Raw genomic sequence first — 12,279 nt, 5'->3', positions numbered from 1 at the left:
GATTTTATAAGATACTGTTAAAACGTATTAGCGATGAAAGAGTAGATTTTTTTACATCTCTTTTCTCTTGCTAACCCAGATCGCATGGAGGTCTTACATGTCCAAGCTCGCAGAGTTCCGCCAACTCGAAAAACACCTGGCCGAACAGCTCCAAGCTCTCGAAGCCCTGAAAGGCGATGCTGGCCTCAAGAAAGAAATCGAATTTGAAACCAAGCTTCGTGCTCTGCTCGCCGAGTATGGCTACAGCCTGAAAGACGTGGTCAATCTGCTTGATCCACAGTCTGGCCGTCGCGCTCCAGCCGCTGGGTCCAAGGCTGGTACTCGTAAGCCTCGCCAGGTAAAGGTTTATAAAAACCCTCATACCGGCGAAGTCGTCGAAACCAAAGGCGGGAATCACAAAACGCTGAAGGAATGGAAAGCAGAACACGGCTCCGCGACCGTTGAGTCTTGGCTTACCAAGTGAATTCGGTTTGAGTACAAAAAAGGCCCTTAAGGGCCTTTTTGTTTGGAGGTCGTTTGGACAACAGTCGTGAAAATGAGAGCCCTTCGATGCGTTGGGCCAGCTCTCTCCGAGCCTGTTTCTGAAGGGGGAAGTAAGTCAGAAATTATTTTTAAACTGATTACTTCCTCCTAGTCATCAGTAGGTCAAATAGAAGTTGTGCTACAGGTGATAAAGCACGCCCCCGGCGTGATATGAGCCCTAGGGTTCTACTGATAGAAGGTTGAGTCAATGGACGCGTGACAAGCGTGGGATGACCATCAGCGGGCATTGCCAGCTTGGGCACCACACCGATCCCCAAGCCAGCCTCTACCAGGCTCACCAAGGCGGGTACATGTTTAACTTCGCAAAAAGATCGTGGGCAAACATCGCGCTTTGCTAGTGCTTGGTCAATCAAGAACCGATTACCGCTGCCTTGCGCCAAGCTAATGTAATCAGAGCCCGAGAGATCGTCCCAGGTCAGCGATGGGCGCGCGGTTAACGGGTGCCCCACCCGAAGTGCAACGATGAAATCTTCTTCCAACAATGGTTGAAAAACCACCTCCGAGTCTTGGGTACCGATGTAGGTAAGGCCGAAGTCCGCTTCGCCCCTGGCTACCACGGTCAATATGGTGGAAGACGATTCATCGATGACCCGAATCCGAATTCCGGGGTACTTGGCATGGTATTGAGCGATCACGTCTGGCAGAAAATACGCAACGGCGGAAGGCACGCAAGCGATGGTGACTTCGCCGGAGAGCCGGTGGGAAAGGTCGTGAAAGCCAATTAGAGCATTCTCGAGTTCGTTGAGCACGTTTCTTGCGCGAGGCACAAAGCCCCGCCCGATAGTGGATAGCTCGACCCTGCGCGTGGTGCGCTCGAACAACTGAACACCTAGCGCTGTTTCCAGCTTGTCGACCCTGCGCGATAGCGCGGACTGGGATAGATGCATTGCCTGGGCTGCAGCGCTGAAACTGCCAAGGTCAGCTACCGCAAGAAATCCGCGGAGATCTGCCAGATCGAAATTCATGCGTAATCCTCATAAATTGCACTATTATTTGCAATTTACTTTTTAATCGCCGTCTCTCATTCTGTCAACTCGCAGGCACTACGAAATAACTTTGATTTTGTCCTGTCCGATTAACAACTCTTTATTTGCCGAACTTCGGGCGATTTACGCACGTGCGCACAATATTGCCTGGAGTTGGAGTGGGCCTAACTAAATGAACAATAATAATGAAGTATCTTCTCTTTCTGTCGATGATGTCCGTCAATTGGGACGCCTTGCCTTTCAAGGGCTTGGTCTTACTGCGTTGAATGCCGAGCAAGTCGCCAATGTATTAGTGATGGCCGATTTATTCGGACTGACGACTCATGGTCTGAGTCGCATCGAGTCTTATGGTGAGCGACTAGAATCAGGCGGTATCAGCGCTTCGGCAGTTCCCAAGGTGAAAGTGCTTGCACCGGCTATTGCCCAAGTTGACGGGCAGAACGCTGTCGGCCCGTTGGTGGGCATGGCCGCGCTTGAAGCTGGTATGAGCATCGCCAAGCAGTACGGAATCAGCTTCGTACTTGCCAATGGTAGCAACCACTTCGGGCCGATTTCTCCGTACTCTTACATCGCTGCCGAACAAGGTTTTGCCAGCATCATTGGCAGCAACGCGACTACCACTATTGCACCCTTGGGGGGCAGTGACGCGCGGCTAGGTAATAGTCCTCTCGGATTCGGCGTTCCACACCCAGGTGGCGAGCATTTCATGTTGGATATGGCGATGAGCGTGGTGGCCCGTGCCAAGATCCGTAATGCGCTCAAGCGCCAAGAAAGCATCCCCGACACTTGGGCGACAGACGCGCACGGCAAACCTACCGTTGATCCCCGCGCGGCGCTGGACGGATTTCTGCTTCCCATTGGTGGCCATAAGGGCTACGGCTTAGCGCTGGTGGTGGATCTACTCGCGGGATTACTGTCCGATGCGGCGTACCTCACCCATGTGAAGTCTTGGGTCGACGCCCCGGATGAACCACAAAACCTTGGCCATTTTTTCATTCTTATCGATACCACACGCCTTGGATCTACGAACTGGCTTAAGGATCGGATGACCGATTTTGCCTCCATCCTGCATGCGAGCCCGCCCGTAGACAGCAATTTGCCGGTCATCGTGCCAGGTGAGATCGAATTGAAAAAGATGCAGCGGTATTTGCGCGACGGTGTTCCTGTGGATCAAGCAACCAAGGTACTTCTTGACCGCTATGCAAGCCGGACGGCATAGGGAGTTTCAACATGACATTAATCAATCCAGAACTAGCAGCCGTAATAGCACCCACCGGTAAACTCCGTGCGTCCATCAACGTAGGCAACCCGATCCTTGCTCGGCTTGATGACAAAGGCAATGCGGTAGGTGTTTCCGTTGATCTGGCAACTGCTTTCGCTAAGGAGACTGGCTTACCCTTGGAGCTTTGCGTGTTCAAAAGCGCCGGGGAATCAGTCGCTGCGGTTTCAGCCGGCAAGGCAGACTTTGGTTTTTTCGCAATTGACCCTGTACGAGCTGAGCAACTGGCGTTTACCGAACCCTACGTGCTGATCGAGGGCTGCTACTTAGTACGCATCGATTCACCACTGACAGACAACTCTCAGGTTGATCGCGTGCACACCCAGGTAGTTGTCGGTAAAGGGAGCGCCTACGATCTGCACCTGACCCGTGAATTAAAGGCTGCGACGATTGTTCGTTCACCTACCTCGCCGAATGTCGTCGATGTATTCCTAGCTGAAAATGCCGATGTGGCTGCCGGTGTAAAGCAACAGCTGGAATTCGATGCAGAGCGTTTTTCGGGCTTGCGTCTATTACGAGGTCGCTTCATGGAAATCCGCCAAGCCATGGGGATTCCTCATATATATGGAGAGGAAGCGGCTAACTTGTTCAGGCAATTCGTTGAACGGGCGAAGGCCAGCGGGTTCGTGGGAGAAGCTTTAGAACACCACGGCATCGTTGGTGCCACCGTCGCAGACTGAAAGCGTCGACTTCAAAAAAAGTCAAATCCGCCTGCGGGAGCGCTACCCTTTTGGCGCGTCGCCCGCAGGCCAGCTGCTAATTCATTATAAAAACAAGAGTATCTAACATGTTGGCATTTCTCGGATTGTCGATGGTCGTGGTTTTTACCTACCTGATAATGGCGAAGCGTCTTTCCCCGATAGTTGCGTTGATCGTCGTGCCAGTAGTGTTTTCGATAATCGGCGGCTTTGCCCTTACCACTGACAAGATGATGCTCGACGGCATCAAGATGGTAGCGCCCTCCGCAGCATTGTTGCTTTTCGCTATTCTCTTTTTCGGCGTGCTTTTTGATGCAGGACTCTTTGATCCGATGATCAAATTCATCTTGAAGAAAGTAAATGGTGACCCGGTAAAGATCGCCGTTGGCACTGCCATTCTATCGTTGACCGTCGCGCTGGACGGCGATGGCACCACGACCTACATGATCACCTGTGCAGCAATGTTGCCCCTCTACAAACGCATCGGCCTTAACCCAATGATCCTTGCAAGCATTTGCGTACTGTCGCTCAGCGTGATGGGCGGGATGTCGCCTTGGGGCGGCCCGGCAACTCGGGTGATAGCAGCTCTTGGACTAGATCCCGGCGATTTCTTCATCCCGCTACTCCCGACTATGGCCGTGGGTGCATTGGGCGTGCTGTGCACGGCGTTTTTGCTGGGGCGGCGCGAGCGAAAAATTATTGGGAACGTGGCTTTGACCAGTGGCGGTGATGATTGCTACATCGAATCAATCGTAGGTCATGGCGTGAACAAGAACCCCAAGATGGTGATCCCCAACTTGGTACTGGTTCTTGTGGTAATGGTGTGTCTGGTTACAGGGCTCCTGCATTCCGTAATCAGCTTCATGCTCGGGTTCATTATTGCCTTGTCGATGAATTACCCGCAATTGAACTTGCAGAAGGAGCGGATGCTCGCTCACGCGGGCAACGCCATGGTGGTAGTGCTTTTGGTTTTTGCCGCGGGCATATTTGCCGGGATTTTTTCGGGCACGAAGATGGTAGACGCGATTGCACAGCTACTTGTGGATGTCATTCCACCTTCCTGGGGGCATCTGTTCCCTCTGGTGGTCGCCATCACCAGCATGCCTCTGACTTTTCTATTATCCAACGATGCTTATTATTTTGGTGTCGTACCGATACTTGCCAATGCCGCCGCCTACGGCATCGACCCTATTGAGATTGCTCGGGCTTCGGTGCTGGGTCAGCCAGTTCATCAAATCAGCCCGCTGGTGGCTTCCACGTTGCTGCTGGTAGGCATGATTGACCGGGATCTCGGTGACTTCCAAAAATGCACGATCAAATGGGCGGTATTACTGTCGCTGCTGATGACCTGTGTGTCATTGCTTACAGGAGCAATCACACTTTTTACATGAGGCCTGTCCGGAACATGTAAAAAACTTGGGTTGGCGTATCAAGTGCGGCGGCTACTTCTTACTCCAAATGACCAGATGATTTAAAATATCAGCCCGTTTTGCACGATTTTCCGCACAGCCTGACTGGCTGATGTGCAGTTGCTTGGAGTGCGTACTTTGATCGAACTTCTTAACTCGCCAACCTTTTGGCTGGCAGTGGCGCAAATTATCGCCATCGACATTTTGCTCGGTGGTGATAACGCAGTTGTCATTGCATTGGCGTGCCGCAAGCTCCCAGAGGCTCAGCGCAATCGTGCCATTATCGGTGGTGCTCTGGGCGCGATTGTGCTTCGCATCGTGATGATTTTCTTTGCACTGCAATTATTGGAGTTGCCTTACCTCAAACTCATCGGTGCAGCGCTGCTTCTCTGGATTGGTATCAAGATGCTTATTCCAGAGCAGGAGGATGCGCATGACAACCTCACGGCCCATCCTCGGCTGTGGGGAGCAATCAAAACGATCATTGTTGCTGATGCGGTCATGAGCCTGGATAACGTTGTTGCGGTTGCGGGTGCATCCAACGGAAGCCTGGAACTGGTGATTTTTGGCATCGTCATCAGCATTCCCATCATCATCTGGGGCAGCAAGTTAGTGCTTCACTTTATGGATCGATTTCCATTGGTCATCACACTCGGGGCAGCGTTGCTTGGTTGGATCGCCGGCAGCATGGCTATTGGTGACATTAGCCTGCCGAAGCTCCCGTCGTGGTCGCATTACGCAGCTGGGTTGGTCGGTGCGATATTGGTCTTAATTGTTGGAATGCTTGTGAAGAGCCGCCAGAAAACTGATTGCGAGCCACTTCCAGATTCTGAAAGAGGTGAGCAGTCATGAGTTTCGATATTGCACATGTGCGTGGAGATTTAGCCCTGATGGCGAACTGCGAGTAGCCATCAAGCTAGGCAACCCAGTCCTGGTCCAACGCGATGAAACCTCCGGCAATTTAGAAGGCGTCTTTGTCGCACTCGAAAATGCACTGGCAAAGGAGTTGGATGATCACGATCAAGCTGACTCCAGCCAACAACATGATGGGCGAGTGGCACTGCTAGAAGCGTATTAAATCCAGACAGCATTCTTCCTCCATTCGGACATGAAAGTCGAGGCATCGCCTTCATCACTTCAGGTAAACAGAAAATGGCAAAGGCCTCGGACATCGTTGTTCAGTGTTTGGAGAGTGAGGGCGTCGTGTATGTTTTTGGTATCTCCGGCGAAGAGAACTTGGATCTTCTCGAATCGCTTCGACGTTCCAAAATCAAACTCGTGCTGACTCGGCATGAGCAATCAGCAGGCTTTATGGCAGCGACCTATGGGCGACTGACTGGCAAGACTGGCGTTAGCCTTTCGACACTCGGCCCTGGTGCAACGAACCTGGTTACCGCAGGCGCTTATGCCTACCTTGGCGGTATGCCGATGCTGATGATCACCGGACAGAAGCCGATCAAAAAGTCCAAGCAGGGTCGATTCCAGATCCTCGATGTGGTCGGCATGGCGCAGCCGCTGACCAAGTACACCCACTAGCTGGCTTCGGCTGACAACATTCCATCCCGCGTACGCGAGGCATTTCGCCTGGCCGAAGAGGAAAAGCCCGACGCAGTGCATTTGGAGTTGCCGGAAGATATCGCCGCAGAACAAACCGACAGCCTACCGATCCCACCAAGCCTGCATCGTCGTCCGCTCGCTGAGCACAAGGCCATCGAGGCCGCAGTCGAGAAATTGCAGACCGCTCGTAGCCCTATCCTGGTGATCGGCGCCGGCGCCAACCGCAAGATGACCGCAAAGGTACTCAAGCAACTGATCGACAAGACCGGTATCCCGTTCATAACCACGCAGATGGGCAAGGGGGTAGTCGACGAGCGCCATCCTCGCTTCCTCGGAAACGCTGCACTGTCGTCCGGTGACTTCGTGCACCGTGCGGTTGAAGCGGCAGATCTGATCGTGAACGTTGGTTACGACGTCATTGAGAAACCGCCGTTTTTCATGGTTCGCGGAGGTACCGAAGTCATTCACATCAACTTCCGCTCTGCCGAAGTTGATCCGGTGTACTTCCCACAGGTCGAGGTAATCGGTGACATCGCCAATGCTATCTGGCAGATCGGCGAGGCCCTCAGTGAGACCTCGCACTGGGACTTTACGCGGATGATGACGATCCGCGAGGCCAATGAGGCGCAGATTATCGAGGGTGCTGACGACAACCGCTTTCCAATCTACCCGCAGCGGCTGGTCGCTGACATTCGTCGTGTCTTGCCATCCGAGGGTATCGTCGCTCTGGACAACGGCATCTACAAACTCTGGTTTGCCCGTAACTACAAGGCCCACAAACCCTACACAGTGCTGCTCGACAATGCCCTCGCAACTATGGGGGCGGGTCTACCTTCGGCTATGGCTGCTCATCTTGTCTATCTTGATCGACCGGTTATTTCGGTGTGCGGCGATGGCGGCGTCATGATGAACAGTCAGGAGTTGGAGACTGCGGTTCACCTGAAGATGAACCTCACGGTGGTGATCCTGCGTGACGATGGCTACGGCATGATCCGCTGGAAGCAATCGAACATGGGCTTCGCCGATTTCGGCCTGGACTACGGCAATCTGGACTTCGTCCTGTACGCGAAAGCCTACGGTGCCGAAGGGTATCGCGTAGAAAGCGCTGAAGGTCTGCGCCCATTGCTCGAGCACTGCATCAGCACCCCAGGGGTGCACGTAATCGACTGTCCTGTCGATTACTCGGAAAACGACCGCATCCTCAACGTTGAACTGCGCGAGCGAAGCTTGTCGATCTGACCCTCTATTGCAGATGCCGTCAGTGGAGCCTGCATCAATGCCATGGTCTCCATAAATCGACTCCATGATCAACGCATGGTAGTCCGCGCTAGATCATCTTCTGTAATATGGAGCGCCTATCCCACTACGAGCGTTGAAAATGGAGTTTCACTCGATTCTTGCTTTTACCCTGGTCGCTGCAATTGCCATTGCGAGCCCAGGGCCTGCGACACTGATGGCGATCAACAACAGCCTGGCCCACGGACAGCGCAGCGCAGTGTGGTCGTCCCTTGGTAATGCCAGTGGCCTGTTCTGCCTGTCTGCCGCTGCCATGCTGGGGCTGGGGGCGTTGCTTGCCAGTTCCGAATGGCTGTTCAATGCGGTGAAGATCATCGGTGCCGGCTACCTGTTCTACCTGGGGCTAAGGCAGTTGTTCAAAAAGAGCCCGATGCTCGCGGACGGTATGCAGGATGGTTCGAAGAAGAGCAGGCCCACTCGCTTAAAGTTGTACAAGTCGGCCTTCCTGACGGCGGTGACCAACCCTAAGGCAACGATGTTCTTCACTGCGCTGTTCCCGCAATTCATCGATCAGAGCGCGACGTTGCTGCCGCAGTTCCTGATCCTCACCTCGATCTTCATGGCGTTGTCGGTTACGTCGCTGAGCCTGTATGCCGCGCTTGCCTCCCGGGCCAAGGGCGTGCTGACGCGGCCTGATTTGTCCCGGTGGGTCAGCCGGGTGGTAGGGTCGACGTTCATCTGCTTCGGAGCCGCCATCCTGACCATGCGTCGACAGGCTGCATAAGAGGAGGGCGGCTAGTCGCCCGTTCGGGCATCACCGAATTAACTGAATCTCATAGCGATGCCCTGACCACCAATGGACAATCAACTGGCTGGGCTCCCGATACGTCGAGGGTCTCGATCAGGTGCCGGGCAGCCTTGCGACCGATCTCGTAGTACGGCAGTTGCACCGTGGTCAGCGGCGGGATGAACAGCTCGGCAATACCGATCATGTTGTCGTAGCCGAGCACGGCGACATCGTCGGGAATTTTCAGGCCACGGCCCAACAACAACTGATAGGCACAAAAGGCAATGCGGTCGTTGCCACAGATCAGAACATCGAACTGGGGACGACCTTCGATGATGTGCCGGTCGAGGATGGCTGCGGTTTCACCATAGGCATCATGATCGGAAAGGTCGTATTGCAGCAGTGCGTCAGGCGCCAGGCCGAATGCCTGACAGGCGCGCTGCAGGCCTTTTTGTCGCAGGTCCCAGGCCAGGCTCTGTTTGGGCAGATTGATACACAGAGGGCGCCGATAGCCTTGGCTCAACGCGTGATGTACGGCGCGATACTGCCCCGACTCGTCGTCTGGCACATAACTGACCAGGTGACTGTCATCGGCCAGGCAATTGGCGAGTACCAGCGGTTTGCTCTTCAAGCGCTCGGGAATGCTCACCTGGCGAAACCCCATGGCGCTGAAGATCAACCCGTCGGGACGGTGCGACAACATCAGGTCGATGTTCTGGTCGGTGGGCGGGTTGCTCAACAGGTTGAGGATAAAGACATTCCAGCCGGCTTGTTGCGCGGTCTGTTCGATGGACAGCAACAGTTCGACCGCGAACGGTGTGGTCGCGGTGTCCAGCGCGAACACTCCGATGGTTCGCGACTGGAGGTTGTCGCCGCGCATCTTGCGCGCCGACAGGCTCGGTACGAATTGCAGTTCATCAATGGCGCGACGCACCCGCTGAAGGGTTTCGGGGCTCAGTTTTTCCGGATTATTGAGCGCTCGAGAAACCGTCATCAGGGACACGCCGGCCAGCTGTGCAACGTCTTTCACTGAAGTCATGCGAGGTGAGACCGGTCAGGTTGACGCAGAATCATGACACAGGGCCCGGGCTTCTCGCGACTCGAATGACGCTGCTCATAGCCATCCAGAGCCCAGAGGCCATGCCTTGGGAATCGAGACACGCCCGCCACTTCCGCTGGCAAACAGCTTCACGCCCAGACTGTCGGGCCCCGGATAGAAGCGACTGCTGAGGCTGAAGCGTCCGTTCGCGTCGAACACCTCGATGGACGAGCGATCGAGAAACACACGCAGTTCCAGTCGCTCTTGTGTCGGGTCTATCGCCACGCTGCGCTGACCGGTGACTTGTGCACCCGAGCGGCTGCGGTCAAGCACCAGACGCTGCAGTGATGCATCGTAGTAGAGCAGGGTTTCTTCCTGACCATCGTCGCTGCAACGCAAGGCGATTCCCAGGTGGCCGTCGGTGCAGCCGAGCAAATCCAGATGCACATGGATTTCGAGCCTGTCGCCATTCACTTCCCGCACCCATCGGGCTCCCGAACCATCCCACCAGGACGTGCCCGGCAATGGCGCCTTACGCAGAGCGGTAAGCTCCCGTGCCGGATACACGTAAAGGCGATCTGCATGCAGTTCAAGTTCGCGCGGCAACCCGAGCATGCCGCACCAGTGATGGGCCTGGCTCGGCATCGGGCTTTCCCACATGTCGAGCCACGCCCATACAAGGCGCCGGCCGTCGGCGGCCAATAGCGTTTGCGCGGCATAGAAATCGTGGCCGTTATCCAGTTCGATAAAAGGCCCGCCGGTGAAGTGCCATTCGCTGTCGAGTCGGCCCACTCGATAACCGGTCTGGTACTTGTTGAGCCGTTCGTAACCCTCGGGTTGCATGCCCTGGGGGGAGTACAGCAGGACATCGCGCCCGTTCAGTCGGAACAAATCCGGGCACTCCCACATATAGCCATCGCCCTCGCTGCCGCTGGACACATAATCAAGGAATTCCCAGGTGTGCAGATCCGTGGAACGGTATAGCGGCAGTAGCGGTTTATCACCCAGACGCGCGCCGGCAATCAGGTACCAATAGTCATCCTTCTGCCATACCTTGGGGTCACGAAAGTGCATGATCGTGTCTTGCGGCGCGTTCTCGATGACGGCGCCATGCTTGACGAACCGGATGCCGTCGATGCTGGTGGCCAGGCACTGGACCTGGCGGATCGAGCGTTCGTCACCCACTTCCCCCAGCCAGGTGTGCCCGGTGTAGATCAGTGCCAGGGTATCGCCACACACCACCGCGCTACCGGAAAAACAACCGTCACGGTCGAAGTCGTCGCCGGGCGCCAGCGCAATGGGCAAATGTTGCCAATGGACCAGATCGGCACTTTTGGCATGCCCCCAATACATCGGGCCCCATTTCGCTTCGAAAGGGTGGTGTTGATAGAACACATGGTATTCGCCACGAAAGTACACCACCCCGTTGGGGTCGTTCATCCAGCCCACGGGGGGGGCAAGATGATAATCGGGTCGATAATCGTGGATGACACGAGACAGGCCATCACTCAGCGCATGCTGCGCAATCTCAAGGGCAGCGGACATTGGAACACTCATGGAATTCAAAGACACAGTCATAGGGCGCCTGCTCGTGCCGAGCGTAGAGGGACGCCATCCGGCAGGGTTTCAATGGCGTGTGGGTGGCGTTTCAAGGCCGTGCCGTCGGCGTCGAACAGGTGCAGGTTGTCGACGTCCAGTTGCAGCTCGACCCGATCGCCCGCCTGCCATCCGGCGTTGACCTCACAACGACAGATCAGTGGCTCGTCCTGACCTGTATCGAGGTGCACATAGGTTTCACTGCCCAGGTATTCGACCGCGGTCACGACGACGCCGGCAGTTCCCTGCGCCGCCTTGAGCGACATGTGTTCCGGGCGAATCCCCAGGCTCAGTGGGGCGTCCGCCGCCAGGTTCGTGCTGTCGAAGGGCAGGGAGGTCATATCCAATATCGGGCAATCGACCAGGCTGGTTTCACCCGGTGCATGCAGGCGTGCCGCCAGAAAGTTCATTCTGGGCGAACCGAGGAAGCCGGCGACAAAGCGGCTCGCTGGGCGCTCATAGAGTTCGCGCGGTGAGCCGACCTGTTCTACGCGACCGCCATTGAGCACGACAATTTTGTCGGCCAGGGTCATCGCTTCCACTTGATCGTGAGTGACGTAGATCATGGTCGAGCCCAGTCGGGCATGCAGCCGGGCGATTTCGTTGCGCATCTGCACGCGCAAGGATGCATCCAGATTGGAGAGCGGCTCATCGAACAGCAAAATGTCCGGTTCCCGCGCCATGGCTCTGCCCATGGCCACACGCTGGCGCTGCCCGCCAGACAGTTCCTTTGGCTTGCGTTGCAGCAGTTTGTCCAACTGCAGGATTTGCGCAGTTTTCAGCACGCGCTCGCGCAAGCTGCTCTTTTCAGTCTTGGCCAGTTTGAGACCAAAGCTGATGTTGTCGTAGACGCTCATGTGCGGGTACAGCGCATAAGACTGAAACACCATGCCGACGCCACGCTCGCGCGGCTCCAGGTCGTTGACCCGACGCCCGTCGATCAGCAGGTCGCCGCCGCAGATCGAATCCAGTCCGGCGATCAGTCGCAGCAGAGTCGACTTGCCGCAGCCCGAAGGGCCGACGAACACCACGAATTCACCCGCAGCGATCTCCAGGCTGACGTCGCGAAGAATCCGCGCGCCGCCCAATTGTTTGTTCACGTTGTCCAGTTTCAATTTGATCACGATGCTGTTCCTTATAGTTGTCGGG

General features: G+C 55.5%; 10 protein-coding genes and 1 pseudogene. 7 read left to right on the top strand and 4 right to left on the bottom strand.

What is annotated here, in order from left to right:
• Positions 1 to 97: 97 nt before the first annotated feature.
• On the top strand, positions 98 to 463 hold the full coding sequence (locus KGA83_RS01735; protein ID WP_223527916.1) for a histone-like nucleoid-structuring protein, MvaT/MvaU family: 366 nt from the start codon (positions 98 to 100) through the stop codon (positions 461 to 463).
• 157 nt (positions 464 to 620) lie between these two features.
• Here the strand turns inward: KGA83_RS01735 and KGA83_RS01730 are convergent, their stop codons facing one another.
• Entirely contained in the window at positions 621 to 1,508 is an 888-nt protein-coding gene (locus KGA83_RS01730; RefSeq protein ID WP_223527914.1) for a LysR family transcriptional regulator, read from the bottom strand.
• Between the two features lie 193 nt (positions 1,509 to 1,701).
• Between KGA83_RS01730 and KGA83_RS01725 the strand changes: the two genes are divergently transcribed.
• From KGA83_RS01725 to KGA83_RS01700, 6 genes and pseudogenes are all read left to right on the top strand, one after another.
• A complete protein-coding gene (locus tag KGA83_RS01725) occupies positions 1,702 to 2,748 on the top strand; it encodes an Ldh family oxidoreductase (RefSeq protein ID WP_223527911.1) in 1,047 nt (348 codons plus the stop codon).
• A gap of 11 nt (positions 2,749 to 2,759) precedes the next feature.
• Entirely contained in the window at positions 2,760 to 3,488 is a 729-nt protein-coding gene (locus tag KGA83_RS01720; protein WP_223527908.1) for an ABC transporter substrate-binding protein, read from the top strand.
• 107 nt (positions 3,489 to 3,595) lie between these two features.
• Complete coding sequence (locus KGA83_RS01715; RefSeq protein WP_223527905.1) at positions 3,596 to 4,897, top strand: CitMHS family transporter; 1,302 nt, start codon at positions 3,596 to 3,598, stop codon at positions 4,895 to 4,897.
• A 156-nt stretch (positions 4,898 to 5,053) separates the two neighbouring features.
• Positions 5,054 to 5,767 (top strand): TerC family protein, encoded by a 714-nt coding sequence (locus KGA83_RS01710; protein WP_223527902.1) that lies wholly within the window; start codon positions 5,054 to 5,056, stop codon positions 5,765 to 5,767.
• A gap of 300 nt (positions 5,768 to 6,067) precedes the next feature.
• Positions 6,068 to 7,711 (top strand): annotated as a pseudogene (locus KGA83_RS01705) (acetolactate synthase large subunit).
• Between the two features lie 139 nt (positions 7,712 to 7,850).
• The gene (locus KGA83_RS01700; protein ID WP_223527899.1) at positions 7,851 to 8,492 is read left to right on the top strand and encodes a LysE family translocator; all 642 of its coding nucleotides are present in this window, start codon (positions 7,851 to 7,853) and stop codon (positions 8,490 to 8,492) included.
• Positions 8,493 to 8,541: 49 nt separating this feature from the next.
• Here KGA83_RS01700 and KGA83_RS01695 read toward each other — a convergent pair whose 3' ends face one another.
• From KGA83_RS01695 to KGA83_RS01685, 3 genes are all read right to left on the bottom strand, one after another.
• Positions 8,542 to 9,534, bottom strand: a complete 993-nt coding sequence (locus KGA83_RS01695) for a LacI family DNA-binding transcriptional regulator (protein ID WP_108215633.1) — start codon at positions 9,532 to 9,534, stop codon at positions 8,542 to 8,544.
• 75 nt (positions 9,535 to 9,609) lie between these two features.
• Positions 9,610 to 11,112: a glycoside hydrolase family 32 protein gene (locus KGA83_RS01690; protein ID WP_223527896.1), complete on the bottom strand. Its 1,503-nt coding sequence runs from the start codon at positions 11,110 to 11,112 to the stop codon at positions 9,610 to 9,612.
• Positions 11,109 to 12,254, bottom strand: a complete 1,146-nt coding sequence (locus KGA83_RS01685; RefSeq protein WP_223527893.1) for an ABC transporter ATP-binding protein — start codon at positions 12,252 to 12,254, stop codon at positions 11,109 to 11,111. Before KGA83_RS01685 ends, KGA83_RS01690 begins: the two co-directional genes overlap by 4 nt.
• Positions 12,255 to 12,279 lie beyond the last annotated feature (25 nt).

Source organism: Pseudomonas sp. GL-R-19, from assembly GCF_019956375.1.
Lineage (GTDB): Bacteria > Pseudomonadota > Gammaproteobacteria > Pseudomonadales > Pseudomonadaceae > Aquipseudomonas.
This window is presented reverse-complemented; position numbering and strand designations above follow the sequence as displayed.

Excerpts from the sequence above, each read along its gene's own strand:
- KGA83_RS01735 (WP_223527916.1), top strand. The coding sequence starts at position 98 with ATGTCCAAGCTCGCAGAGTTCCGCCAACTCGAAAAACACCTGGCCGAA.
- KGA83_RS01730 (WP_223527914.1), bottom strand. The coding sequence starts at position 1,508 with ATGAATTTCGATCTGGCAGATCTCCGCGGATTTCTTGCGGTAGCTGAC.
- KGA83_RS01725 (WP_223527911.1), top strand. The coding sequence starts at position 1,702 with ATGAACAATAATAATGAAGTATCTTCTCTTTCTGTCGATGATGTCCGT.
- KGA83_RS01720 (WP_223527908.1), top strand. The coding sequence starts at position 2,760 with ATGACATTAATCAATCCAGAACTAGCAGCCGTAATAGCACCCACCGGT.
- KGA83_RS01715 (WP_223527905.1), top strand. The coding sequence starts at position 3,596 with ATGTTGGCATTTCTCGGATTGTCGATGGTCGTGGTTTTTACCTACCTG.
- KGA83_RS01700 (WP_223527899.1), top strand. The coding sequence starts at position 7,851 with ATGGAGTTTCACTCGATTCTTGCTTTTACCCTGGTCGCTGCAATTGCC.
- KGA83_RS01695 (WP_108215633.1), bottom strand. The coding sequence starts at position 9,534 with ATGACTTCAGTGAAAGACGTTGCACAGCTGGCCGGCGTGTCCCTGATG.
- KGA83_RS01690 (WP_223527896.1), bottom strand. The coding sequence starts at position 11,112 with ATGACTGTGTCTTTGAATTCCATGAGTGTTCCAATGTCCGCTGCCCTT.